Source organism: Aminobacter sp. J41, from assembly GCF_000526635.1.
In the GTDB taxonomy this organism is placed as follows: domain Bacteria; phylum Pseudomonadota; class Alphaproteobacteria; order Rhizobiales; family Rhizobiaceae; genus Aerobium.
The window spans coordinates 1-25,906 of record NZ_JAGL01000004.1 but is presented as its reverse complement, the minus strand read 5'-3'; the positions used below and the strand labels follow the sequence as shown (position 1 = coordinate 25,906).

Here is a 25,906-nt window from a genome sequence, read left to right as displayed (position 1 = left end):
GTTGGGCTGTTATGCAGCCAGGTTCCCCTTGTCCAGCTTCATGTTCCGCCCAGCTCGCGCAGGCGGAAGCGCTGGATCTTTCCGGTTGCTGTTTTTGGCAGCGCGTCGACGAATTTTATCGACCGAGGATATTTGTAGGGCGCGATGGTCGCCTTCACGTGCTCCTGCAGGAGCCGCATCGTTTCGTCGGTGCGCGGCGCCCCTTCCGCCAGCACCACATGCGCCTGGACGACCTGCCCGCGCTCCTCGTCCGGCGCGCCGATCACCGCGCATTCGACCACAAGGTCGTGCGAAAGCAGCGCGGCCTCGACCTCGGGGCCGGCGATGTTGTAGCCGGCCGAGACGATCATGTCGTCGGCGCGCGCGGCGAAGTGGAAGCGGCCGTCCTCGTCCTGGTAGAAGGCATCGCCCGTGAGGTTCCACCCGTCGCGGACATACTCGCGCTGGCGCTCGTCTGCGAGATAGCGGCAACCGGTCGGCCCGCGCACCGCGAGACGCCCCACCGTGCCGCGCGGCACCTCGTTCATGTCGAGATCGACGATCTTTGCCTCGTAGCCGCCGACCGGACGACCGGTGGTGCCGGGCGCGTGGTCGTTCAGCCTGTTGGTGATGAAGATGTGGAGCATCTCGGTCGAGCCGATGCCGTCGAGGATCGGCTTGCCAGTCTTGCGGGTCCATTCCTCGTAGACCGGGGCGGGCAGCGTCTCGCCCGCGGAAACCGCGATGCGCAGCGACGACAGGTCCGCTCCTTCGTCCATTGCCTTCATCATCGCCCGGTAGGCGGTCGGCGCGGTGAAGGAAATCGTCGCCCGGTACTTCTCGATGATCTCGATCATGTTGGGCGGTGTCGCGCTTTCGAGCAGCGTCGCGGCGGCGCCGAAGCGCAGCGGGAACACGGCAAGCCCGCCGAGGCCGAAAGTGAAGGCAAGTGGCGGCGAGCCGACGAACACGTCGTCCGGCGTCACGTTCAACACTTCCTTTGCGTAGCCGTCGGCGATGATCAGCACGTCGCGGTGGAAGTGCATGGTCGCCTTGGGAACGCCCGTGGTGCCGGAGGTGAAGCCGAGCAGGCAGACGTCGTCGCGTCCCGTCTTCACCGCCTCGAAGGTGACCGGCTTGTCGAGAGCGACGCGGTCGAGCTCGGCGTCATGGTTGGCGGTGCCGTCGAAGCCGACAACCTGCTTCAGGAAGCGGCTCTCCTTGGCGCAGGCGATCAGCTCGTCCTTGATGCGCGTGTCGCACAGGGCGAGCGAGATCTCCGCCTTGTCGACGATCTTGGCGAGCTCGCCCGCGCGCAGCATCGGCATGGTGTTGACGACGACCGCGCCCGCCTTCGTCGCGGCCAGCCAGCACGCCACCATCGCCGGATTGTTGGGTGAGCGGATCAGCACGCGGTTGCCGGGCTTCACGCCATAGTTCTCAACCAGAGCGCGGGCGAGGCGGTTGGTCCAGTCGGCCAGCTCCTTGTAGGTGCGCCGGCGCCCGTTGCCGATCAGCGCGGTGCGATCGCCAAAACCCTTCTCGACCAAACGGTCGGTGAGCTCGACGGCGCAGTTGATGTATTCCGGATATTCAAACCCCGCCTGCGGCAGCTCAGGCCACTGCGCGAATGGCGGGAGGTTGTCGCGACAGAAGGTGTCTACGTGCGCGCTGGGGCCAAGGTTCATGCTCGCCCCCCTGCTGAGGCGTGCGAGCGAGGCGACCCCCACCCCTTACCCCTCCCCACAAGGGGGAGGGGGATTCTGGGATGCCGAACCCGATTCTTCAGCGTTGTGAGAGGTGCTACCTCTCCCAATTCCCCTCCCCCTTGTGGGGAGGGGTAAGGGGTGGGGGTATTGCCGCGCCCAACCGCCGCCGTCTCGCGCAACCCGTCCTCGGTGATGCAGCCTACCTGGCTGCCAAACTGGCTCATTTCGTCATGCTCCCATTGTTTGCCGGGCGATCACCACCTTCTGGACGTCTGACGCGCCCTCGTAGATGCGGAGTGCCCGGATTTCCCGATAAAGGCTCTCGACGATGTGCCCCTTTTTCACACCGTCGCCGCCATGAAGCTGTACCGCCTTGTCGATCACGGACTGGGCCCGGTCGGTGGCGTAGAGTTTTGCCATTGCCGCCTCGCGGGTAACGCGCGCAGCCCCAGAATCCTTCGTCCACGCGGCGCGGTAGACGAGAAGTGCCGCCGCATCGACGTCGAGCGCCATTTCCGCGACATTGCCCTGCACCATCTGCAGGTCGAACAAAGGCGCGCCGAACAGCTGGCGCTGGCTGACGCGCGCCAGCGTCTCGTCGAGCGCGCGGCGGGCAAAACCGAGCGCCGCCGCGCCCACGGTCGAGCGGAACACGTCGAGCACCGACATGGCGATCTTGAACCCTTCGCCCGGCTTGCCGATCATCGCGGAGGCGGGAAGGCGCATATCATCGAAGACGAGCCGCGCCAGCGGATGCGGCGCAATCGTCTCCAGCCGCTCGGCGATCTTCAGGCCGAGCGTGTCGGCCGGCACGAGGAAGGCGGAAATTCCCTTCGCACCCGGGGCTTCGCCGGTGCGGGCAAAGACGCAGTAGAGATCGGCGATGCCGCCGTTGGAAATCCAGGTCTTTTCGCCGGAAAGGATGTAGTCGCCGCCATCGCGTGTCGCGGTCATTTCCATGTTGGCGACGTCCGAGCCCGAGCGCGGCTCGGTCAGCACGAAGGCGGAGATCGCCTTGCCGGTGCGGGTCTTTTCCAACCACCTCTGCTGCTCGGGCGTGCCGAACAGGCTGATCGCGCCGGTGCCAAGTCCCTGCATGGCGAAGGCGAAGTCGGCGAGCCCGTCATGCCGCGCCAGCGTCTCGCGCGAGATGCAAAGGGTGCGCACGTCGAGCGGTTGCGGATTGTTGGGGTCGATCGCCGTCGGCAGCAGGAACCCCGCCTCGCCGAGGGTTTCGACCAGCTTGCGGCAGGCCGCATCAACGTCATGGTGATCGACGGGAAGATTGGCCGCACACCATTCCTCCAGCCTTTCGGCATGCTCGCGATGGCGCTCCTCGAAGAACGGCCAGGAAAGGAAGCTGCGATCAGCCATGGGCAAGGCTCCTCGGGACGCCTGTGCGCGCTTGCCGGCGCTGGATCCTCCCCAGTTTACGGGGGAGGGGGACCATGCGCAGCATGGTGGAGGGGGCGAGGGTGAGCGCCAACGTGTCCGCTATCTCTCGTGCATTGCACGCCCCCTCCGGCGCTTCGCGCCACCTCCCCCGCTGCGCAGGGGAGGATCCGGGCGTCGCGCATGTGAGCATCGTCCGTGCCCATGTCATCGGCGTTCCGGCATGGATGCCCCGGTCAAGCCCGGGCATGACGAAGAAAGTCCGGTGCTCAGCCCAATCGCGACGCCCTTCGTTGTTCCGCAAACCTTCCCGCCTCGTCATCCTCGGGCTTGACCCGAGGATCCAGGCCTGACCGTTTCCGGCTTCGCGATTTCCTTGCCACCAGCGCTGGATCCTCCCCCGTTTACGGGGGAGGGGGACCATGCGCAGCATGGTGGAGGGGGCGGCGGTTCGCATCTCAGTTCCCTTCGAACACCGGTCGTTCCTTGGCGACGAAGGCGTGGTAGGCGCGCTCAAAATCCTTGGTCTGCATGCAGATCGCCTGCGCCTGCGCTTCGGCTTCGATCGCCTGTTCGAGCCCCATCGACCATTCCTGGTTGATCTGGGTCTTGGTGATGCCGTGCGCGAAGGTCGGGCCAGCGGCGATCTGCCTAGCCAGCCTGATCGCCTCGGCTTCGAGCTCGCCTGCCTCGATCAGCCGGTTGTAGAAGCCCCAGCGCTCGCCTTCGGCCGCGCTCATGGTGCGGCCGGTGTAGAGAAGCTCCGCGGCGCGGCCCTGGCCGATGATGCGCGGCAGCATCGCGCACGCGCCCATGTCGCAGCCAGCAAGGCCGACGCGAGTGAATAGGAATGCCGTCTTTGCCTCCGGCGTCGCGAGCCTCAAGTCCGAGGCCATGGCGATGATGGCGCCTGCGCCGACCGCCACGCCGTCGACCGCCGAGATTACCGGCTTGCCGCAGGCGATCATCGCCTTGACGAGGTCGCCGGTCATGCGGGTGAAGGCGAGCAGGCCCTTCATGTCCATGCCGACCAGCGGGCCGATGATGTCATGCACGTCGCCGCCCGAGCAGAAATTGCCGCCGTTCGGCAGGAAGACGACGACGTCCACATCATCCGCATAGGCCAGCGCGCGAAACGTGTCGCGCAGCTCGGCGTAGCTGTCGAAGGTCAGCGGGTTCTTGCGTTCCGGCCGGTTGAGCCGGATCGTCGCGGCACGGTCCTCGACCTGCCAGATGAAATGCTGCGGCTTGAGGCCGGCCATGTTGGTCAATGTTCGCTCTCCCAGTTGCTGCGGAACGCCTTCAGCATCGATGACAGCTCGCGCGCGTCGTCCTCGCTGATGTCGTGCAGGAGTTCCTCCACCCAGCTGCGGTGGGCTTCCGCCATTGCGGCAAAACGTTCGACGCCGGCATCGGTCAGCCGTACGATCGAGGTGCGGCGGTCGCCCTCGCGGCTCGAGCGGACAACGAGTCCCTCGCTCACCAGCCGGTCGACGATGCCGGTCACGTTGCCGTTCGAGACGAGCAGGAAGCGCGACAGGTCGCTCATCAGCATGCCCTCGCGTTCGCGGTAGAGCGCGGACATGACGTCGAAGCGCGGCAGCGTTGAATCGAACTCGCGCTTCAGCCGCTCGCGCAGCTCGCCCTCGACGATGCGCGCAACGCGCAGCAGCCGGATCCACAGGCGTAGCCGCTCGCGGTTGTTCTGCTGGGCAGCCGGCTCCGCAGCGGGTGCGTCCATCACTGCTCGCCTCCGGTGATCGCGATGGTCTGGCCGGTCACGGAGCGCGCGCCGTCCGAGCACAGCCACATGACGGCGTCGGCAACTTCCTGCGGCTCGATGATGCGTCCCTGCGGATTGCCGCGGGCGACTGCCTCCCGCGCGGTCTGCTCGTCGCGGCCGGTCTTCTCGATGATGTTGGCGATGGTGCGCTCGAGCATCGGCGTCTCAACATAGCCGGGGCAGACGGCGTTGACGGTCACCGGCGTGCGCGCGAGCTCGGCAGCCATTGAGCGCATCAGCCCGACGACGCCGTGCTTGGAGGCGGTATAGGCGGCGATGTACGGCGCGCCCTTGAGCCCGGCGATGGAGGCGATGAACACGATGCGTCCCCCACCAGCCCGCTTCATCGTGTCCATCGCCGGACGGACGGTCAGAAACGCGCCCGTCAAGTTGACCGCCAGTGTCTGCTGCCACATCGCCAGCGAGGTCTTGCCCACCGGCGCGCTGGTGGCGATGCCGGCATTGGCGATGATGACATCGAAATTGCCGCGCGCCGCCTGTGCGGTTTCGTAGAGCGCGGCAACGGAGTCTTCGTCAGTGACGTCGCAGGTGAGCGTATGGATGCGCGGATTGCGCGATGCCACCTTTTCGAGCGGCTCTATGTTGCGCCCGCAGATGGTGACTTCCATTCCGGCGCCCGCAAGGCTTTCCGCGATCGCCTGCCCGATACCGGTACCGCCGCCCGTTACCAATGCGTGCTTGAATCTCGTCATGCGGAAATCTCCGAATTGGGGCGGCTGGCCATCATCACACCTTCCCCGTCATCAGCTCCGGCCCGCGTTCGGCGAGGCGGTAGAGCTGGTCGCGGCCGGGCAGGTACGGGTTCGGCCAGGTCACGCCCTTGTCGCCGAGCTTCGCGGCCGCATGCAGCGTCCAGTAGGGATCCGCGAGGTGCGGGCGGGCGAGGCAGACGAGGTCGGCGCGGCCGGCCATCAGGATCGAGTTGACGTGATCCGGCTCGTAGATGTTGCCGACCGCCATGGTCGCCATGCCGGTCTCGTTGCGGATCCGGTCGGAGAACGGCGTCTGGAACATGCGGCCATAAACGGGGCGCGCGCGCTTCGAGGTCTGGCCGGCCGAGACGTCGCAGATGTCGACGCCGGCAGCCTGCAGCATCCGGGCGATCTCGACCGCCTCCTGCGGCGTCACGCCCTCGTCGCCGACCCAGTCATTGGCCGAGATGCGCACCGAAATCGGCTTGTCGTCGGACCAGACGGCGCGCACAGCGTGGAACACCTCTAGCGGGAACCGCATGCGGTTTTCCAGCGAGCCGCCATATTCGTCGGTGCGCAAATTGGTGAGCGGCGAGATGAAGGACGACAGCAGGTAGCCGTGCGCCATGTGCAGCTCCAGCATGTCGAAGCCGCAGCGGTTCGCCATCTCGGCGGAAGCGACGAACTGGTCGCGCACCATGTCCATGTCGGCGCGGTCCATCGCCTTCGGCACCTGGTTGCCTTCCTGCCACGGTGTCGCCGAGGCTGAGATCAGCGGCCAGTTGCCTTCGGGCAGCGGGCAGTCGGCATCTTCCCAGCCGACCTGAGTCGAACCCTTGGCGCCGGAATGACCGAGCTGCGCGCAGACTTTTGCGGTCGTCTCGTTATGGACGAAGTCGACGATGCGCTTCCACGCCGCCTCGTGCTCCGGCTTGTAGAAGCCGGGGCAGCCCGGCGTGATGCGCCCCTCGGGTGACACGCACGTCATCTCGATGGTGACGAGGCCAGCGCCGCCCTTGGCCCGCTCGCCATAATGGACGAGGTGCCAGTCCGTCGGCGTGCCGTCGACGGCCTTGTACTGCGCCATCGGCGAGACGACGATGCGGTTCTTGAGCTCCAGCCCGCGCAGCCGGAAGGGTGCGAACATCGGCGCGCGCTGCGTGCAGTGCGGGGCACCGGCCTTCTGCTGGAACCATTTTTCGGCGTCGCCGAGCCAGCTGGCGTCGCGCAGGCGCAAATTCTCGTGGCTGATGCGCTGCGAACGCGTCAGCAGCGCGTAGTTGAACTGCACCGGGTCGAGGTCGAGATAGCGTTCGACCTCCTCGAACCACTCCATCGAGTTGCGCGCCGCCGACTGCAGCCGCAGCACCTGCGTGCGCCGTGCGTCCTCATACTTGGCGAACGCTGCCTCGAGCGTGGGCTCCGAGTGGAGATAGTCGGCAAGCGCAATGGCTGATTCCAGCGCGAGCTTGCTGCCCGAGCCAATCGAGAAATGGGCGGTCGCTGCCGCGTCGCCCATCAGCACGACGTTCTTGTAGGACCATCGCTCGCACAGCACCCGCGGAAAGTTGATCCAGGCCGAACCGCGAATGTGGTTGGCGTTCGACATCAGGCTGTGGCCGCCGAGGTGGTCCCTGAAGATCCGTTCGCAGGTGGCGATCGACTCTTCCTTGGTCATCTCGCCGAAGCCGAACTTCTCCCAGGTCTGCTGCGTGCACTCGACGATGAAAGTCGCCGTGTCGGCATCGAACTGGTAGGCGTGCGCCCACACCCAGCCGTGCTCGGTCTTCTCGAAGATGAAGGTGAAAGCGTCATCGAACTTCTGGCGCGTGCCGAGCCAGACGAATTTGCACTTGCGCACGTCGATGTCCGGCCTGAAGTGCTCGGCAAAGGTGGCGCGGGTTTTTGAGTTGAGGCCGTCGGCGGCAAGGACGAGGTCGTAGCGCGCCATCAGCTCTTCGTGGTCCTCGACCTCCGTCTGGAAGCGCAGGTCAACGCCGAGCTCGCGGGCACGCTCCTGCAACAGGATCAGCAGCCGCATACGGCCGATGCCGCAGAAGCCGTGGCCGGTCGAGACCGTGCGCACGCCCTTGTGAACGACCGCGATGTCGTCCCAGTAGGCGAAGTGTTCGCGGATTGCTGCTGCGCTCTTTTCGTCGTTGGCGGCAAGATTATCGAGGGTCTCGTCGGATAGAACCACACCCCAGCCGAAGGTGTCGTCGGGCCGGTTTCGCTCGAAGACTGTGACCTCATGCGAGGGATCACGCAACTTCATCGAGATGGCGAAATACAGACCCGCAGGCCCGCCGCCAAGGACGGCAACCTTCATTCTCCGCGTTCCCCAATATTGTGTTTTTTATTCTGTAAGGCAGGATGACACTGAAAAGGGCATCCTTCAAGCATAAAACTTCAAGGTTGAAATATTTCTGGCTGGACAGGAATGCGGCGTCTGCGCGATTGGTCTTGCGGTTCAAGGGGAGCAGCGCCGCATGATCTTTCACCGCATTACCGACTGGGATGACGCCTACGCGAATGCGCCCAACATTCCGCGCGGCGAGGAATGGCCGCAGCGCTGGGCCGACCTCTCCGGACCCTTCCGTACCAAGATGGAGGAAGCAGGCCGCGCCAAGCTCGCGCTGAGCTATGGCGAGCGTCCACGCAACCTGTTCGATCTGTTCCTCCCGGAAGGAGCACCGAAGGGCCTGGTCATCTTCATCCATGGCGGCTTCTGGATGAAGCTCGACGGGACGATCTTTTCGCATCTCGCTGAAGGGCCGATGGCACATGGCTTTGCGGTGGCGGTGCCCAGCTACACGCTCTGTCCCGACATCCGCATTTCCGGCATCGTCAAGGAGATCGGCGCGGCGGTGGAAGCTGCGGCGGCGCTGGTCGAAGGTCCCATATATCTTACCGGCCATTCCGCGGGTGGGCATCTTGCAACACGGATGATCTGCACCAATTCGCCGCTCGGCGAAGAGACACGCGCGCGCATCGCCGACGTCGTCTCGATCTCGGGCGTGCACGACCTTCGCCCGCTCCTCAACACGAAGATGAATGCGAGCCTTCACCTCGACGCGGCAGAGGCGCGGGCCGAAAGCCCGGTGCTGCTCGAGCCGGTCAGCGGCGCAAAGCTCTGCTGCTGGGTCGGCGCGGGCGAGCGCTCCGAATTCATCCGCCAGAACGCGCTGCTTGCGAATGTCTGGACTGGCCTTGGTGCGACGGCCATGACGGTGGAGGAACCCGACCGCCATCACTTCAACGTCGTTGATGGTCTTGCCGACCCGGAGCATGCGCTGACGCGCACGCTGCTGATGGGGTGACGGCGCACGTCAACTCTGGCAGATAGGACTGAGCAGTTTTTACCGGAGCAGGTTTGATGAGAGCGGTTTTCGTGCAGCTTCAGGTTTCGCCGGGCCGGACCTACGAGGTCGCCGACGAATTGTTCAAGCGCGAGGTCGCGTCGGAGCTTTACTCCACCAGCGGCGACTACGACCTCCTGATGAAGATCTACATCGAGGACGGCGTCGATATCGGCAAGTTCATCAACGACAACGTCGCCAACGTGCCGGGCATTGTCCGTTCGCTGACGACGCTGACTTTCAAGGCCTTCTGACGCGTCAGGCTGGCAGCCGCCAGCCTCTGCGCAGGTCGTCCGCGGAGGCGAGCGGACGGCCGGATGCCGCGCACCCGGCGGCAGTTGCGGCAACGATCGCCGCATTCGACGGCGCAATTGAGCCGTCGGGCAGCCAGAGATTGTTCTCGAAGCCGACGCGGGCATTGCCGCCGGCATGCGCCGCGCGGATCATGAACTGCGTTTCCTGCGGCCCGAAGGCGCACATCATCCACTGGTGCCGGGAAATGTTTGCGGCGATGTAGGCGTTGAGCTCGGCGTCGGTCGCGCCCTGCTCGGTGTAGCGGCCGGCGACCGCCAGCACCGCGAGCGGCCCCTCGGGGAGGATGCCGCGCGCGGCCAGCTGATCGAGCCGCGCCAGCTCGGCCGCCTCGTAGATGATGATCTGGTAGAGCGTGCCGGCCTTTTCGATCCGTTCGAACAGTGCCGCCGCCTCGCGCTCATCCTGACCTTCGGGCAGGATTTCGCGCAGTGCGATCGATACTGATTCCGGCGTCAACGCATCGATCACCGCAATCTGCTCCTGCGGCGTGTAGCGGCCGACGGCTTCTGTGGTGATCTGGATGACGAGACGGTCGCCGACGGTTTCCTTCACCGCCGCCACCGCCTCGCGGTAGAGGTCGGCATCCAGCGTATGGGCACCGTTTGTGTCGCGCACATGCAGGTGGATCATCGCCGCCCCTGCTTCCAGCGCTTCGGCGGCGTCGCGCGCGATTTCTGATGCAGTCATCGGCAGTCGCGGGTGATCGGCCTTGGTGCGGCGCGCTCCGTTGGGCGCAACGGCGATGGCAAAGGGCTTCGTCATCGGGACGTTCCTGTATTTCTGTTTGGTAACTTCAGGCGGTGGCGGCGCGAGGCAGGCGCGTGCGCCACAGGATCAACAGCATGATCGCGATGTTGAGCACGTTCCAGCCAATGCCATTGAGGAAGGCTGCGGCATACGAGCCGGTGACGTCGTAGATCCAGCCAGACATCCAGCCGCCGACCGCCATGCCGACGATGGTGGCGAGGATCACCAGACCAACGCGCTGACCAGCCTCGTGCGCCGGCAGATATTCGCGAATGATGATCGCATAGGCCGGAACGATGCCGCCCTGCGACAGGCCAAACACCAGCGAAACGATGTAGAGCGAGGCAAGCCCGTCGAATGGGATGTAAGCGGTGAGCGCCAGGCACTGCAGCACCGAGCCGATCAGCAGCGTCTTCACGCCGCCGATGTAGTCGGCGAGGAAGCCTGAGGCGAGGCGGCTGAACACGCCACCGACCAGCATCAGCGCCAGCATCTCAGCGCCGCGCGCGACGCCGAAGCCGAGGTCGACGCAGTAGGCAACGATGTGCACCTGCGGCATTGCCATAGCCATGCAGCAGCCGATGCCGGCAATCGCCAGCAGGAGCTGCAGCGCGCGCGGCGAGAGGTCGATCTGCCGTGGCGGTGCAACCTGAGGGGTGCCAGCCGGGGCGCCGACATGCGGCGCGCGCCGGCGCAGCATCAGGGCAAGCGGCAGCATGCCGACGAGGCAGGCAATGCCGATGACCGCATAGGTGAAGCGCCATCCCTCGCTGGTTATTGTCATCTGCATCAGGATCGGCCAGATGGCGCCGCCAAAATAGTTGCCGCTGGCGGCCGCCGCGACGGCAACGCCGCGGCGCTTGTCGAACCAGTGCGAAAGGTCGGCCATCAGTGGGCCGAAGGTCGCGGCAGCACCAAAGCCAACCAGCGCCTGCAGAATGGCAAACAGCCAGATGGAGGTGACGACCGCAGCAGCGATGTAGCCAAGGAACAGCGCTGCGGTTGCCAGCAGCAGCGGCACGACAATGCCGGCACGGTCGGCGAAGCGGCCAAGCCAGACATTGCCGATCGCGAAACCCACCATCGTCATCGTGTAGGGCAGCGAAGCCGAGGCGCGGTCGACGGCAAATTCCGCCTGCACTTCCGGCAGCACCACGACGACGGACCACATGCCGACGCTGCCGATGGTGCCGATCAGGATCGACAGGATGAGTCTAAGCCAGGCGTAGCGGCCGTCGATGTCCGGGTGGCGGGATGACTGAGGCATGAGGTTTCCTGTCGCAGCCTTAAACTGCTTCACAAATTTTCTGCTTTGATTAGGGCCCATCAATCCTGAGCTCGACAGCGCCACAGAAGGCTATCGACCGCGCCAGAAGGGAAGCGCTATTGCGGGTTCTTCCATTTGATGGAACAGCCGATCGAAGGGATTTGCTCCGCCGGGCCCTTGCCCGTGCGGGCGATTTCGATCATCGCCTCGACGAGGTCGCGCCTGAGATCCGCCGGCGCGTCGCGATGGCGTGAGGCATCCAGCCGTCCGCGATACTGCAGCCGCATGTCGGCGTCGAAGCCGAAGATGTCGGGCGTGCAAACCGCCCCGTAGGCGCGGGCGACCGACTGGTCTTCGTCGTAGAGGTAGGGGAAGCGCATGCGGTGTTCGCGTGCGAACAACTTCATGTTTTCAAAGGAATCTTCCGGGTAGGCGGTCGCATCGTTCGAGTTGATGGCGACGAAGCCGACGCCGTGTGCGTCGAGAAATGCAGCGTCCGCGACCATGCGTTCGATCTGCCCCTTCACATAGGGGCAGTGGTTGCAGATGAAGGCGATGACGAGACCGCCCGGACCGCAGTGGGCGGAAAGCTGGTGATCGTTACCGTCGACGCCGGGCAGGATTGCGTCGATCCCTTTCCAGCCGATGTTGCCGGCTTCTGCCGTCACTGCCATCTCGTCCTCCCTCCGGATGAAGTCGGACGCATCTTAGAGAAAAACGCGCGGCTGCGAACCTCTCCGCGGCGGGAAATCCCCGGCATGCAACCGGGCATTGCACGGCCGCAATGTAACATTGTGACTCGATAATTGTCCGGCAGGGTCCGATCCCTGCCTGATTCCCTTTCTACGCGCGGGTCCAGGTTCAACAATCAGGAGCACCCCGGCGCATGAAGGCATCAAAGGCCGTTACCCTCGCAGCAGCATTTCTCTCTCTCTCGGTGGTTCAAGCCGCGGCCCAATGTGGTGGTGCATCCTGGTATGCGCTCGGGTCCAAGACGGCTTCCGGCGAACGCATGAACCCCTCCGCCATGACGGCGGCGCACCGCTCTCTCCCCTTCGGATCAAAAATCAAGGTCACCAACCAGCGCAACGGCAAGTCGGTCGTGGTGCGGGTCAACGATCGCGGCCCGTTCATCAGCGGCCGGGTGATCGATCTGTCGAAGGCAGCCGCGGCGGAACTCGGGTTCATCCGGGCCGGGCACACGAAGATCTGCCTGCAGAAGGTCGGCTAGGGGTCAGACCGCAATACGGGAACGTTTCTTGACGCCATAGACTTCGTGAAGGAAGGCCATGGTGAGTTCCGAGTTGTTCGGTTTTCCGAACAGGTAGCCCTGCCCGCCGGTGCATCCGAATTCCGTCAGCCGCGCAGCCTGGGCATCGGTCTCGATGCCTTCGGCCACTACGTTCATGCCGAGCCCCTCGCACATGGCAAGAATGGCGCGGATGATGTGCTCCGACGGCTTGTCCTCGAGGATCGACGAGACGAAGGCGCGGTCGATCTTCAGCTTGTCGAACTGGAAGTCGCGCAGGCGTCCGAGCGAGGACTGACCGGTGCCGAAATCGTCGAGCGAGATGCGCATGCCGACGCCGCGCAATTCGCTGATGATCTTCTCGGCGGAGCTCGCGTCGGTCATCAGGCCGGTCTCGGTGATCTCGATCTCGAGCCGGCGCGGGTCGAACTGGTTGCGGGCGAGCATCGACAGCACCTGGTAGGCGGTGTTCTGGTCGACCAGCTGCGAGGGCGACAGGTTGAACGACAGGAATAGCTCGTCAGGCCACTGATTGGCGGCGCGCGTCGCCTTCTCCAGGAGCAGCTGGCTCAGCGATCCGATGATGCCGCGCTCCTCGGCAATCGGGATGAATACGTCCGGCGGCACGAAGCCGAGGTCGCGATCGGTCCAGCGTGCAAGTGCCTCGAAGCCGATGACGCGGCGGCTGCGCAGATCGACGATCGGCTGGAAGAACGGCTCGACCTCGCCGGCGGAAACGGCGCGGCGCAACGCCTGCTCGATGCGGGTGATGCGCTTGGCGGCTTCTTCCATCTCACGGGTGTAGACCACCACCTTGCCGCGCCCGGAGCGCTTGGCGTGGTAAAGCGCGGTTTCCGCCTTCGAGACCAGCGTCTCGGTGTTTTCATCGCATGAGAACAGGAGCGAGCAGCCGGCGGAGGCGGAGAGCCGCGCGGTGCGGTTGCCGACATCATAGGGAGCCGACAGGATCTCGATCAGCATGTTGGTGCGCTCGACGACTGCTTCTTCGCTGAACACCATCGGAAACAGGAAGGCAAACTCGTCTGCGCCTACGCGCGAGACCGTTGAATGCGGATCCATTGCCGCGCGCAGGCGCATCGCCACCTGCTGCAGGATGTCGTCACCCGCCTTGCGGCCGAACAGGTCGTTGATCGGCTTGAAGCCGTCGAGGTCGAGGATGCCGATCGCAAACGGCGCCGGGTCGTCGGCGCGCTCGACGATGAGGCGGTCGATCTTGTCGAAGAACCGCCGCAGATTGCCAAGACCCGTCAGCGGATCGGTGAAGGCAAGATCTGTACCCTCCGAAGCAACTGGTCCTATGGCAAACGGGTTCGGCATTGTCTCCCCTGACGCTAGGTACGTTTGGTTTCCCCCAGTGAGACCCTCTCACAAAAGTGTTTAGGAAGCGTATCGTTGCCGCAGATTTCCCTTTATTACCTGTCGCTTACATGAACCTGCCATATCAGCAGGGGTCCCGTTGCGGCAGATTGGAGCCAGTCGGGAGCCTGCCCGCCCGCAAGGCCGGCAACGAGCCCCTCGGGCGCCCATTCCACGAGCGCATTCGTCTCCGGATTACCGGGGCAGAGCGCGACGTAGTCGACACCCGCTTTCAGCGCGAGCTCCGCTGCTTCGTCAGCCTTCGCCATCATCAGGTCGAGATTGGCGAGATTGCCCTGCTGGTTGCGATGATAGGGGCCTGCAAGTACCCGGTGCGGAGTGTTGGCAAGCACCGATGAACCGAGATTGGAGATGACGGCGATGGTTCCCGGCGGCAGCGCGGCAGCGGCCGCATAGTCGGCATGGGCATAGCATTCCGACGCGGTTTCCCCGGCGGCCGCTTCTTCTTCCGACAGAAACGGCATCGCGACCAGCTGCCAGACGAGGTTCGCCGAGACGATCCACGACAGCACCATTGCGAACTGCGCCTTTTGCGTCTTGTCCCGCTCGGCGCGGGCGCGCGCGCCGCCAATCCAGGCCGCCAGCGCGATGGTTGCGAGGGGCACAGAGAAGGTCGAGCCGCGCACCTGCCAGATGCTGACGGCGAACGCCATGGCGAGGAAGGCGGTGACGATGAGCGCCTCGCGCCGCTTCTCTGCCCGCAGGATCATTCCGGCAAGCACCAGAAGGCCAAGCAAGGGCGTCACATAGACGGTCAGCAGTTTTGCCGGTTCGTCGTGCAGCAGCGCGACGAACGACTGCGCCTCGACCACGGAGCCCAGCCAGAATTCCTTCAGGCGCGGATCGAGACCGGCATAGGGATCTCCGAGGCACTGCGGAAATCCCGCAACGAGGATCGCGCCGCAAACCGCGCCCAGTGCCGCCAGCGCCATAAGCTGGCCAATCCACCGCGACTGCGGTGCCGGCGCAGAGGCAATGGCCGCGAGCCCCGCCCCGCCAAGGACGCCCAGCAGCGCCTGCGGCAGCGAGAAGGCGTCGCACGCTGCGGCGAAATAGGACTGCGGCGCGATCGTGCCGAAGAAGACGGCGGCGCAGGCAGCTGCAAAGCCCGCCCCGAAACGTCGGGCAATCCGTGCGCCGCTTTCTCCATCAAACAGGAACCATACCGCCGCGATGACGCAGGCCGCGGCCGCGTAAGGTGCGGCCTCCATGCCGACCGCGAGCATTCCCGCCGCACAGATTCCTGCCCATGCCGGGCGCTTGCCGTCGATCAGGCAGGCGATCGCGGCAAGGGTCAGCACCAGCTGAACGTTGTGATGGTCGAGCGCGCCGGGCCGGAACACGCCGACGAAATAGAGCGAAAGCCCGCCGAGGATGAAGCCGGGGAGGATCGCTGCTTCCCCGCCGAGCGCGCGGGCGGCACGAAAAATCAGGTAGAGCGAAGCCGCAAACAGGAGGCTCGGCCAGATGATGAGCGCCACCGTTTCGCCGAACAAGGTGACCAGCAGCGCAATCGGCGCGTCGACCAGCCGCGACCAGTGCATGGCAAAGCCGCCCTCGAGCCCCATCCGGTACTGCGTCGGATCGAACCAGCCTTGACCGGCAAGAAGATCGCGCACCTGTACGAGCCGCAGCACGCTGTCATTGTCGCCGCCGCTGTCAGCCAGCGAGGGAAATCCGCGTGCTGTATGGAAGGCTAGCATCGCGGCTGTGCCGGCAAGCGCCATCGCGGCATGGCCGAGGGCATTCGAGCGGGAATTCCCGCCTGCACAGACATTGGCAATATCCATACTGCTCCCCCACCTTTCCCGCTGCGAAGCCTAGCCCGCACCGCTTCAGAAAGGGTAAAGCCGCCGCCCGCCCTTGCCCGCCGCTCTAGGCAAGAGCGCCGCAAGCATCTAAATGCGGAGAGCATCAGGAACACGGGAAGGTCACATGTCGCTCAAGGTCGCGGTCCAGATGGACCACATCTCTACGGTCAACATCGCCGGGGATACCTCGTTCGCCCTGTCCCTTGAGGCGCAGCGCCGTGGCCACAAGCTCTATCACTACACGCCTGACCGCCTGACCATGCAGGATGGCCGCGTCTTCGCCCGCATCGAGGAGATGGAAGTCCGCGACGTGAAGGGCGACCACTACACGCTCGGCGAGCCGGTTCGCACTGACCTCTCCGAGATCGACGTGATCCTGCTGCGCCAGGACCCGCCCTTCGACATGAACTACATCACCACCACCCACATGCTGGAGCGCATTCACCCGAAGACGCTCGTGGTCAATGACCCGGCCTGGGTGCGCAACAGCCCGGAAAAGATCTTCGTCACCGAGTTCCCCGACCTGATGCCGGAGACGCTGATCACCAAGGATCCGCGCGAGGTCATGGAGTTCCGCGAAAAGTACGGCGACATCATCGTCAAGCCGCTCTACGGCAATGGCGGCGCAGGCATCTTCCACCTGCCGGAGGCTGACCGGAATCTCTCGTCGCTGCTCGAGATGTTCGGCCAGATGTTCCGCGAGCCGTTCATCGTCCAGCGCTACCTCAAGGACGTGCGCAAGGGCGACAAGCGCATCATCCTGATCGACGGCGAGCCGGTCGGCGCCATCAACCGCGTCCCGGCCGAGCATGATGCGCGTTCCAACATGCACGCCGGCGGCCGCGCCGAGCCGACCGAACTCACCGAGCGCGAGCGCGAAATCTGCGCCCGCATCGGCCCCTCGCTGCGCGAGCGCGGCTTCATCCTCGTCGGCATCGACGTGATCGGCGACTACATGACCGAAATCAACGTCACCTCGCCGACAGGCGTGCGCGAGGTCAAGCGCTTCGGCGGCGCCGACATTGCGGCGCTCTTCTGGGACGCGGTCGAAGCCAAGCGCTGAACTTTTCTTATCCGGGCAGGCGCGCCGTAAGGCGTCGCCCGCCGCCGTCCTTTCGCATCTCCCGCGCTGACCAGTAGAAATGCTGGAGACGTTGCTGCTTCAGAAGCAACGCATCAATAGTCGCGGCCAAATTTCCGAATGCATCAGGAACAAACGTTCCGCTAATGCAACCTCCTGCAACCTGCAAACAAAGTGTTCTGCAAATGTTCTTGTAAATTGGTTGTGCTTGTGCTTCTCTGAAGGCGTAAGGTTCCGTTCGGGGACACGCCGCCATGCGGCGAGGCAGGGGGCAGCATGATCGCACGCGTCACCACTGTCGCCTTCGAGGGCATCGAGGCCATTCCGGTCGATGTCCAGGTCATGGTCGCGCCCGGCAAGGTGGGCATGCAGATCGTCGGCCTCGCTGACAAGGCGGTGGCCGAAAGCCGCGAGCGGGTGCAGGCGGCGCTCCATGCCTCCGGCCTTGCCATGCCGGCCAAGCGCGTGACCGTGAACCTTGCGCCTGCCGATCTGCCGAAGGAAGGCAGCCATTATGACCTCCCGATTGCACTCGGCCTGATGGCCGCGCTCGGCGCGATCCCGCCGGATGCGCTCGCCGACTATGTCGTTGTCGGAGAACTCGCACTCGACGGCACCACCGCGCCGGTCGCCGGCGCTCTGCCTGCCGCGGTGGGCGCCAATGCGCTCGGCAAAGGGCTGATCTGCCCGCATGCCGTCGGTGCGGAGGCCGCATGGGCCGGCGCCGACATCGACATCCTCGCCCCGCGCAGCCTGATCGCGCTTGCCAACCACTTTCGCGGCCTGCAGGCGCTCTCGCGCCCCGAGCCCGCAATCCAGCCGCCGGCGTCGAACCTGCCCGACCTTGCCGACATCAAGGGGCAGGAGAGCGCCCGCCGCGCGCTGGAGATTGCGGCCGCTGGCGCGCATAATCTCTTAACGTTATGCACAAAAGACCCCCCCCCACACACACCTGGTTACCTGAGGCCATAGGGACAGGCTGACAAGTCGATACGTCGAGGGGGAGGTGCCCTTCCGCCAAACAGCCCACAGTCGTGCAAGGTTACCATTGACCATTGGGGGGAATTTAGTCACGCTTTAATACAGGGGAGAAAGTTTACTGCGGCAGGGTGGAAAACAATGTGAAACAATCTTTGCTTGTTCGTCAGATATTTGCCGAACTGCGGGCGGCACTTGGGCCAGAGGTTCCAACTAAGGAAGTTGCTCGGCTCACGGCAACAATCATGCGAGCTTACAAAGCCGCGCAAGATGGCTTCCCCGATGACTACGGCGAGCATGATGAGTCCAGGGCGCTCCACTATATGCCGGTCGACCAGGCATTCAGACAAGGATGGCGGCTAGTTCGCCTGGAGCGAGAGACGTTCGACTCCCGTGACGACTTTGATCCGGTTCGGTTTTCGGCTATCAGGCCTGTTATAACTAAATACTTGGGGTCCGAATGGCTGCAAAAGAAACAAGAGGGACAACTGTAAACGCCAGCGCGGTGGCCGCAGTAAAGGAGCACCTCCTTTCCGGTTTGCCAATTACACGTATGGAAGCTCTGGTTTTGTTTGGATGTTCAAATCTTCCGGAAGTGGTATATGAGCTTCGTCAGCAGAAATTTAAGATTCTGCAGAGGAAAGTTAACTACGCTACCGCTATGGTGCGGATAAACAAGCATGCGTCTCTTACTCCTCCGCCCAACCTTCCCATCCGGGACATCCTCTTCACGGAGTACTGGGTCAGCCGGTGAGACGCTTCTTTGGGGCAAGACAGAAGTGGATTTTGGCTCTCTTTGCTGGCGGCCGATGCCAGAGGTGTGGAGTAAAGCTTACCCGCGGCTTTCATGGCGACCATGTCAGACCCTTCTCGCGCGGCGGAAAAACAGTTCTAAACAACGGTCAGGCACTCTGCCCGAAATGTAATTTGCGGAAAGGTGCAAGTCACATGGAACTTCGGGATTGGCAGTCAAAAGCTCTACGTAAGGCAATCAATTGGCTTGTTGAGAAAGGCAGCGATCGCCACTTCCTGATCAATGCTGCCCCAGGGGCAGGTAAGACAATTGCGGCCTGCGCAATCGCTGAAGAACTCCTTAGGCGCAGGCTTATAGACCGGGTCTTTGTAATAGCGCCGCGCGTTGAAGTGGTCCGTCAATGGGCTTCTGACTATCAACTGGTGACGGGACGCCACATGTCGAAGATCACCTCCGCCGACGCAGATGATATAGACGTTGATGTGTGCGCCACTTGGAATGCAATTCAAAATTTGGCTGACGGATTTCACGCCGTCTGCCAGCGTGAGCGTGTCCTGGTTATTTGCGACGAGCACCACCATGCCGCGGTTGAGGCAGCGTGGGGCAGTAGCGCCGACGCCGCCTTCGCGGGCGCGAAGTTCGTCCTCATCCTTACTGGTACCCCGGTTCGATCTGATGGCAAGAACTCCATCTGGCTTCCGCGAAGACACGGCAAGATCGAACATCCGGAGGAGGGTACCTATACCTTGACGTACGGAGAAGCCGTCGACCTTCATTACTGTCGGCCCGCCACCTTCCATCGTCACGAGGGGAAGTTCACGGTCGACCTGGAGGATGGTTCATCCGCTAAAATTTCGAGCAAAGAACCTGCCGACCTTCCGAGAGAATTCAAACGTATACCTGGCCTTCAGAAGGCACTCGATTTCTACGTTCTAGCCTGCACCCCCCAGTATGAATCCGACGGCTCACCGAAGTTAGACGGCTATCAAGGCACAATGGTACAGTGGGCATCATCCAAACTCGATGATCTTCGGGAACGTATGCCCAATGCTGGCGGTTTGGTCATCGCTCCCTCTATTGAGGTGGCCGAGTACTTCGTTGATCTGATAGAGGCGATGGAAGGGGAGCGACCGGCGATCGTTCATAGTAATTTGCCCCACGATGGACGAATCGAGCGGTTCCGGGCCACTGATCGAAGGTGGATTGTATCCGTCGGAATGATCTCAGAGGGGGTCGACATCCCACGTCTGCGGGTGCTGGTCCTGCTTCCAAAGGCGCAGACGGAGCTTGCATTCCGACAGGCACTTGGACGAGTGGTGCGGAACTATGGCCCTGGGGACGATACACGTGCCTACGTCGTTATGCCGGCATTCCAGATTTTTGAGGAGTATGCTCGCCGGGTAGAAGGCGAGATGTCCGCGCTAGCACGTGAGGACAAGCAGCCTACCACCCGGCGGTGCCCCTCATGCACCAGCGAGGTCGATAGAGGCGCTAAAGAGTGCCAGGTGTGCGGGTACGAGTTCCCGGCGCCCGTTCAGCGACTGCGAACGTGTGATGAATGTGGGCTACAAACCCCCGCTCGGTCATCAACCTGTCAGCATTGTGGACACAAGTTTGGTAACGACTATGTCATCTCACTGAACGAAGCGCTGCGTGTCGGTGCAATTGTCAGGGGTATTGATGTTGATGAAGAGGAGGTGAGGGACGGGGAAGCCATAGCGGGTGATGTTCGCGAGTTTGTGCTTAGGACAGGGGACGCTCAGATGCTGAAGCTTACCAAATTGGTTCCCGACGAACTGTGGGGCCGACTTGCGTCATTCATGGAAGCGCGTCGAAAGGGCGATGGCGGCGATGCATCGGATAAAGACAGCTAGGCTCGGGCACATCGGTCGACTAAAGCCCCACTAGGCGCCTATCCTATGCGCAGCATAGTCGGACGGTGGTCCGTCGGACCGTAGAAAGGGCGCGAGAGGTGATGTTTTGACCTGGTCTGCAATATGGCCATTAAAGACCCCTGAAACCAGCATCCCAGCAGCAACTTTTGTCGCATTCTTGAGAAGCTTCGCTGCGCCACGAGGTGAGCCGGTTTCGGCGAACGCATAATCGACTTCTGAGGCCACCAAGCGACATGAAAGCTCTTCATAAGGGTTCAGATCAGTGGCAAGTTTGCTCGCTGCATAGTCCAATCCGTCTAGCAGATCGAACGGGCGAGTGCCTCCCGGTCCTTGGTGAGCCCAAACATCCTGGAGACGCACAAAGTCCACTGATGCTAAGAACCTCTCTAGCTCCATCACGCGGTGACTGAGGCAGAGACCGGCTCGGAGGAATGCGCCGCCAAGCCGGCCTGCCAGGTGCCTGTCAGGCCGTAGGCGGCTGATGGACTTGGAGGGGCCGAACCATAGATCGACGGCCCACTGAATAGTGGATTGCTCAGCGCGGTTATGGAGTTCGAAACGAACACCGCTTTTGAAATGAAGTGCAGGAATGGCAAAGCGGAAAGTCCGAGTCGGCGGGAAGCGGCGTGCTACAGTCTCGATCGGCTTGGTCGACATGGGCCTTGATTGGGCGATCTGGCGTGGATGGTAAGCCTTTCTCAAGGGCATCACTTTGGTTGACAGCACTCCCTTTGCTGCCTGCCCTACCAGATATGTGAAAACCGGCGGTATGGCGTTGCCAACCAGCCTTGCCTTTTGCGCGTAGTTGACCCCCTCGAACTCGTAGTCGATCGGAAAGCCCTGCAAGCTTGCGCGCTCCCTTACTGACAGCCGCCTAAATCCGGCACCTCCATCCACGATGATGCTCTCACGAGAAACGCGCGTGCAGACCGCAGTTATGGTCCGAACTGGTTTGTCGAGTGGCTCCGGAAACGGCATTCGGTTGTAAACCGGATGCAGCTCCTTGGACGATCTATTGATACGCAGCTCCTCCTCGGAAAGGGGCCTCTCAAGCTCGTGGTCGCTCACTTGGCTCCTGTGGCGGGAGAAGCCGTAGAGCGGATCGACAACAGTTTCGCCTCCAAGAGCGCGAAGTACCTCGCCAAGGGCAAGCGACGGCTGCTGTCTTGTGTAAGAGTGCAGAAGATCAAAGTTGATGTTTCCAATTAGGCAGCGTCGCCTCCGCTGCGGAATGCCGAACTCCTCGAGACGAAAAACCTCAGAGCGGGGTTCAAGATGTCGAAATCGTTCTAGACATCCCCCCTCTTTGAGCTCCTTCTCTACGATCGAGACAACCCGCGGGACGTTCTCCATTACCCACCACTTCGGCCTCAGATATTCAACAATCTCCAAGAAGCGGGCTATGTCCTTCAGACCGTCCTCGATATCGCCGCTTCCTCCTCGGTTTGCGTAAGAGAACTGTGTGCATGGAGGGCTACCTACCACCAGATCAATATCTCGGGGCAGCGCATCCAGCGGCATGGTTCGAATATCGGCTTCAACGACGTCGTGCTGATTATTCCTGCGGTTGGTAGCGATAGCCGGCCGCCACCGTTCATAAGACGCTACGACGCTGATATCCGCGAGATTCAGGCCCAGTGACCATCCTCCCACGCCCGCGTAAAGGTCAATCGCTCTCACTCTCCGCCCTCGCATTTCCACGCGGCCGCAGGTTAACTGATGAACCTTGCGCAGGGAAGATCCATTGGGTCACTTAGTAGCCGGGGACCACATAGCGGTCATGGTCAGCACCCCCCCTCGGATAGCTACGGCACCCAGAGGCGAACTTTGTTCACGCGGATGAGCCACTATTCGCTAGTGGAAGCGAAAGTCGCTCCCCTAAGGCTTACCATAATTGCCAGCGAGCTACCGGATGTAGTCGCCACTGGAATGGCAGAAGTTTTATGCTTCCGGTGTAGGATGCATTCACAGCGTAGGGGGTCCCGCTCACTGGCTCAGCATGACAGGGGGAATGAGGGAGTACCAATGGCAGTCTCGCGCGGACATGGAGCCGCGTAGCATCCTGGCCTCTTGTGCAAAACAGGGAAGAAAACCAATAGACGCCCCGGCTCACTCCCATGCCGCTAGAACCGCCTCCGCCTTGGCGGGGTCTGCCTTGATCCTCAAGACGGTCTGCCGAGTCAGGCCTGTAGCCTTGGCGATATCGCTTGTTCCTGCCGTGCCCATTGCCAGCATGTTCTTGACGGTCTCCAGTGTCGCCCGGTCATAACTGGGCTTCCTGCCGAGGTACGACCGGCCTTTCGCCTTTGCAGCTTCAATGCCCGCCCTCTGGCTGGCCTTGGTTGCCTCGTATTGCGCCTGTGCGGTCGCCGCCATAAAGGCGATGAGGGCATCTCGCACCGCCATCTGAACAGGGTCTGCGGTTGCTCCGTCGAACGTCATGTTGTTGATGACCGTTCTGATGATGACGCCTCTACGCATGAACTCCCGGATGGTATCTGTCACATCCTGATAGTTGCGTCCCAGCCGATCTACCCACCGGACGACCAGTGTGTCGCCCTTGCGTAGCATGTCGAACAATCTCCGGCCTTCTGGTCGCTCCCGAAGGGTCGTAGAGACGCCAGATACCCCTTGGTCTGCGATGACCGTATCAATCGTGAAGCCCGCCTGTTCGGCTTGGGTGAGCTGATGATCCAGCGTCTGGTCGGCGGTCGAAACGCGGGCGTAGAGAACCGTTACCACGAGCGTGTCTCCGAGTGTCCATATGGGTGATGTACGAAATTATGCGTGTCCGCAGAATCCTGTCAACCCTAGCGGACAGGCCCTGAGCGGGGAACGGTCGTGCCCGTATGGCTATACCCTAGCGGACAAGCGGCAACTTTTACAGGTGATCCCTCGTAGGGTCGATAACGACGGCCCCTGATTCTGCCCGATGTGGGCATGACGCAAAATTGCGTTCTGCTACCGCTAAAACTATGCGTGTAGGGGGGAGCGCAGCATGAATTGTCTAAACCCTCGTTCGGCAGGGGCTTCATGAGGCCGTCAATCGCCATGGTAACTCAGCGATGCCAGCGGGGTGGCAGGTTGCTAGGTGTGGCAGTCCTAATCGAAGTCGCGGCGATAAGGTCAACTTTTCGCGTCAGCGAGACCGCAGATGTCAAAGTTGATGACAATAACGTCGCGTTGGCTAGACTGCTGTGACTGGGGAACGGGGGGGGGGTGTCTTGCAGAGAATTATTCATTATCGAGCGGTTGAGTGGTTCAATGAAGATGAGGACCTCGTAGAGCTACTACGCCAAACGCTGAACCAACGGCCAAGTGTTAACGCCACAGCGTTTCCCATGCAGGGTCATGTAGTGGCCCCCTAATTGCCCGGACACGATCTCCCACTTGTTAAGTGTTAGGAGTAATGTGCCCATTATGACCAGTCACATACCGAAGATAGAAGTGCTGTCCGGCCCGGAGCGCCGTCGTCGCTGGTCGACAGCGGAGAAGCTCGCGATAGTCCATGAGACCTACGAGCCTGACATCACCGTCAGCATCGTTGCGCGACGGCATGGCATTCAGCCGAACCAGTTGTTCGCCTGGCGCAAATTGGCGGCGCAAGGTGCGCTGACGGCGACAGCATCGCAGGAAGAGGTCGTCCCGGCATCCGAATACAGGGCGCTTCAGAACCAGGTGAAAGAGCTGCAGCGCCTCCTCGGCAAAAAGACTATGGAAGGCGAAATCCTCAAAGAAGCGCTTGAGATGGCATCAGGGTCAAAAAAACACCTGTTGCGCTCGCTCTCGTTGCCGAAGGATGGTTCGCGATGACGGCGGTGTGCGAGACCTTGGGCGTCGCCCGATCCAACATTGCGGAACGTGTGAAGCAACGTCCTTCCAGAGCCAGAGGGCGGCCGCCGCTCGATGAGCGGGAACTGCTGGAAGAGATCAAGTCGATCATCGACGATATGCCGACCTACGGATATCGCCGGGTTCACGCGATCCTGCGCCGTAAAGCCCGCAGCGAAAACCGCCCATGGCCCAATGCCAAGCGCGTCTACCGGGTGATGAAGGTGCATGGCCTGCTCCTTCAGCGCCACACCGGTGCAACCGACACGCGCCGTCACGATGGCCGCGTCGCCGTCGAGCAATCGAACCTGCGCTGGTGTTCAGACGGGTTCGAAATCGGCTGCGACAACAAGGAGAAGGTCCGCGTTGCCTTTGCCCTCGACTGCTGTGACCGCGAGGCCATTGCCCATGTCGCGACAACCGAGGGCATCAAGAGCGAGGACGTCCAGGACCTTGTCATCACGGCTGTTGAGAACCGCTTCGGTCTCATCAACACCCTTCCAAAGCCAATCGAATGGCTGACGGACAACGGCTCCTGCTTCATCGCAAAGGAGACCAGATCGCTGCTTATCGATATCGGCATGGAGCCTTGCTCGACGCCCGTCCGAAGCCCCCAGTCGAACGGAATGGCCGAAGCCTTCGTGAAAACCTTCAAGCGCGATTACGTCTCGGTCAACCCCGTGCCAGACGCCGTGACCGTTATCGCGCAACTGCCCTCATGGTTCGAACACTACAATACCCTTCACCCGCACAAGGCCTTGGGGTATTGCTCGCCTCGTGAGTTCTTAAACCGTCAAACAGAAACCTGATCCTGTCCGGTTTTTAAGGGGCAACTCCAGGTCAGGTGTGTGAGGTCCGGCATCGTTTGATGGGGGAATTTGAGATACGACTTCATCTATCTCTTCACGTTCCCGGAGCCCACCGAAGCATACGTCCAAACGTTGTTAACGTTCTCGAAGCCGATCTCAATGCGGTCCCGCCGCCGCAAGGGGCTGAGTACACTGAGCGCGAGCTCGCCATTGTAGTCCGCTCCGATAGGGTCGGCTACGTGGCTGCTGGGCGCACCCACGGTAGTACGGTGGCTCAAGCGCTTGCGGGGCTAGTGCGGTTGCAGCACGGCGATGATTTGGCAAGAAGGTTGGTGCTGTCAGCTCGTGCAGATCCAGCAGCAATTGCTCAGATGCTGGCTGAGGGCGTTGATAAGTTTGATCTCGGCCTTTCCCTGCCGCATGTGGATGCGGCTCAAGTGGTCAATGACCAACCCCTTTCGATGTCGCAAAGCATTGGCCGGGCGATAATGGATGGGTTGATGACGCGATTGCATGCGGACCATGACGAGGCGTCTCTGAACGAGCTGGCAAATATGGGATGGTGTCCCACCGCGTGGTGTAACTGACGGCATTGGTCGCCGTGCTGTCCGGCTTGGCCGGGTTGGTCAGCGTGCTGCTACTGCTGGCAGGCTGATGAAGGGATCATCGCTCAATTGTCCGACGCTTTCCAGCGTCATGTAGCGGGCACGCTGAACGGCCCATTCATCGTTCTGTTCGAGCAGCAGGGCTCCGACGAGACGCACGATGGCGTCGTCATTCGGGAATATGCCGACGACATCGGTGCGCCGCTTGATCTCCCCGTTAAGGCGTTCGAT

22 protein-coding genes and 1 pseudogene are annotated in these 25,906 nt (G+C 62.4%); 9 read left to right on the top strand and 14 right to left on the bottom strand.

Annotated elements, in window-relative coordinates:
• Positions 1–38: 38 nt before the first annotated feature.
• The 6 genes from L630_RS0104250 to L630_RS0104220 all read right to left on the bottom strand — a co-directional run bounded on the left by L630_RS0104250 (position 39) and on the right by L630_RS0104220 (position 7,905).
• On the bottom strand, positions 39–1,667 hold the full coding sequence (locus L630_RS0104250; RefSeq protein ID WP_024847043.1) for an AMP-binding protein: 1,629 nt from the start codon (positions 1,665–1,667) through the stop codon (positions 39–41).
• A gap of 249 nt (positions 1,668–1,916) precedes the next feature.
• Positions 1,917–3,062, bottom strand: a complete 1,146-nt coding sequence (locus L630_RS0104245) for an acyl-CoA dehydrogenase family protein (RefSeq protein ID WP_024847042.1) — start codon at positions 3,060–3,062, stop codon at positions 1,917–1,919.
• A gap of 476 nt (positions 3,063–3,538) precedes the next feature.
• A complete protein-coding gene (locus L630_RS0104235; RefSeq protein ID WP_024847040.1) occupies positions 3,539–4,351 on the bottom strand; it encodes an enoyl-CoA hydratase family protein in 813 nt (270 codons plus the stop codon).
• Positions 4,348–4,821, bottom strand: a complete 474-nt coding sequence (locus L630_RS0104230) for a MarR family transcriptional regulator (RefSeq protein ID WP_024847039.1) — start codon at positions 4,819–4,821, stop codon at positions 4,348–4,350. The genes L630_RS0104235 and L630_RS0104230 overlap by 4 nt, the downstream gene beginning before the upstream one ends.
• Complete coding sequence (locus L630_RS0104225; protein ID WP_024847038.1) at positions 4,821–5,576, bottom strand: SDR family oxidoreductase; 756 nt, start codon at positions 5,574–5,576, stop codon at positions 4,821–4,823. The genes L630_RS0104230 and L630_RS0104225 overlap by 1 nt, the downstream gene beginning before the upstream one ends.
• 34 nt (positions 5,577–5,610) lie before the next feature.
• Positions 5,611–7,905: a bifunctional salicylyl-CoA 5-hydroxylase/oxidoreductase gene (locus L630_RS0104220; protein ID WP_024847037.1), complete on the bottom strand. Its 2,295-nt coding sequence runs from the start codon at positions 7,903–7,905 to the stop codon at positions 5,611–5,613.
• Between the two features lie 160 nt (positions 7,906–8,065).
• Between L630_RS0104220 and L630_RS0104215 the strand changes: the two genes are divergently transcribed.
• Together L630_RS0104215 and L630_RS0104210 are read left to right on the top strand one after the other, a co-directional pair.
• On the top strand, positions 8,066–8,896 hold the full coding sequence (locus L630_RS0104215; RefSeq protein WP_024847036.1) for an alpha/beta hydrolase: 831 nt from the start codon (positions 8,066–8,068) through the stop codon (positions 8,894–8,896).
• A gap of 56 nt (positions 8,897–8,952) precedes the next feature.
• Positions 8,953–9,189 carry an Lrp/AsnC ligand binding domain-containing protein gene (locus L630_RS0104210; protein WP_024847035.1) on the top strand — a complete coding sequence of 79 codons (237 nt, stop codon included), beginning with the start codon at positions 8,953–8,955 and terminating at the stop codon, positions 9,187–9,189.
• Between the two features lie 4 nt (positions 9,190–9,193).
• Here L630_RS0104210 and L630_RS0104205 read toward each other — a convergent pair whose 3' ends face one another.
• From L630_RS0104205 to L630_RS0104195, 3 genes are all read right to left on the bottom strand, one after another.
• Positions 9,194–10,012, bottom strand: a complete 819-nt coding sequence (locus tag L630_RS0104205) for a 3-keto-5-aminohexanoate cleavage protein (RefSeq protein WP_024847034.1) — start codon at positions 10,010–10,012, stop codon at positions 9,194–9,196.
• Between the two features lie 31 nt (positions 10,013–10,043).
• Positions 10,044–11,264: an MFS transporter gene (locus L630_RS0104200; RefSeq protein ID WP_034329341.1), complete on the bottom strand. Its 1,221-nt coding sequence runs from the start codon at positions 11,262–11,264 to the stop codon at positions 10,044–10,046.
• A 116-nt stretch (positions 11,265–11,380) separates the two neighbouring features.
• Positions 11,381–11,938 (bottom strand): thioredoxin family protein, encoded by a 558-nt coding sequence (locus L630_RS0104195; protein ID WP_024847032.1) that lies wholly within the window; start codon positions 11,936–11,938, stop codon positions 11,381–11,383.
• A gap of 212 nt (positions 11,939–12,150) precedes the next feature.
• On the opposite strand from L630_RS0104195, the gene L630_RS0104190 reads away from it, so the two are divergent.
• A complete protein-coding gene (locus L630_RS0104190; protein WP_024847031.1) occupies positions 12,151–12,495 on the top strand; it encodes a septal ring lytic transglycosylase RlpA family protein in 345 nt (114 codons plus the stop codon).
• Between the two features lie 3 nt (positions 12,496–12,498).
• Here the strand turns inward: L630_RS0104190 and L630_RS0104185 are convergent, their stop codons facing one another.
• A complete protein-coding gene (locus L630_RS0104185; protein WP_024847030.1) occupies positions 12,499–13,851 on the bottom strand; it encodes an EAL domain-containing protein in 1,353 nt (450 codons plus the stop codon).
• Positions 13,852–13,946: 95 nt separating this feature from the next.
• On the bottom strand, positions 13,947–15,701 hold the full coding sequence (locus L630_RS0104180) for a hypothetical protein (RefSeq protein ID WP_024847029.1): 1,755 nt from the start codon (positions 15,699–15,701) through the stop codon (positions 13,947–13,949).
• 145 nt (positions 15,702–15,846) lie between these two features.
• Between L630_RS0104180 and gshB the strand changes: the two genes are divergently transcribed.
• The 4 genes and pseudogenes from gshB to L630_RS0104155 all read left to right on the top strand — a co-directional run bounded on the left by gshB (position 15,847) and on the right by L630_RS0104155 (position 20,409).
• Positions 15,847–16,785: a glutathione synthase gene (gene gshB, locus L630_RS0104175; protein ID WP_024847028.1), complete on the top strand. Its 939-nt coding sequence runs from the start codon at positions 15,847–15,849 to the stop codon at positions 16,783–16,785.
• Positions 16,786–17,079: 294 nt separating this feature from the next.
• A pseudogene (locus L630_RS0104170) lies at positions 17,080–17,727 on the top strand (magnesium chelatase domain-containing protein); the annotation flags it as partial.
• Between the two features lie 197 nt (positions 17,728–17,924).
• A complete protein-coding gene (locus L630_RS0104165; RefSeq protein ID WP_024847026.1) occupies positions 17,925–18,275 on the top strand; it encodes a hypothetical protein in 351 nt (116 codons plus the stop codon).
• A 454-nt stretch (positions 18,276–18,729) separates the two neighbouring features.
• Positions 18,730–20,409 carry a DEAD/DEAH box helicase family protein gene (locus tag L630_RS0104155; protein WP_024847024.1) on the top strand — a complete coding sequence of 560 codons (1,680 nt, stop codon included), beginning with the start codon at positions 18,730–18,732 and terminating at the stop codon, positions 20,407–20,409.
• Positions 20,410–20,439: 30 nt separating this feature from the next.
• On the opposite strand, the gene L630_RS20980 is transcribed toward L630_RS0104155, so the two are convergent.
• Both L630_RS20980 and L630_RS0104145 read right to left on the bottom strand, forming a co-directional pair.
• On the bottom strand, positions 20,440–22,110 hold the full coding sequence (locus L630_RS20980) for a DNA cytosine methyltransferase (protein ID WP_051473092.1): 1,671 nt from the start codon (positions 22,108–22,110) through the stop codon (positions 20,440–20,442).
• Positions 22,111–22,539: 429 nt separating this feature from the next.
• Positions 22,540–23,172: a recombinase family protein gene (locus L630_RS0104145; RefSeq protein WP_024847022.1), complete on the bottom strand. Its 633-nt coding sequence runs from the start codon at positions 23,170–23,172 to the stop codon at positions 22,540–22,542.
• A 678-nt stretch (positions 23,173–23,850) separates the two neighbouring features.
• On the opposite strand from L630_RS0104145, the gene L630_RS20975 reads away from it, so the two are divergent.
• Positions 23,851–25,070, top strand: a protein-coding gene (locus L630_RS20975; protein ID WP_144708978.1) for an IS3 family transposase whose coding sequence is annotated in 2 segments (ribosomal slippage) — positions 23,851–24,190 and positions 24,190–25,070 — 1,221 coding nt in all. Because the reading frame shifts where the segments join, the coding sequence is not laid out codon by codon here.
• Positions 25,071–25,369: 299 nt separating this feature from the next.
• Positions 25,370–25,657, top strand: a complete 288-nt coding sequence (locus L630_RS22755) for a hypothetical protein (protein ID WP_144708976.1) — start codon at positions 25,370–25,372, stop codon at positions 25,655–25,657.
• 39 nt (positions 25,658–25,696) lie between these two features.
• On the opposite strand, the gene L630_RS0104120 is transcribed toward L630_RS22755, so the two are convergent.
• Positions 25,697–25,906: transposase (locus L630_RS0104120; protein WP_024847018.1), on the bottom strand; the 210-nt coding region annotated here is incomplete at its 5' end.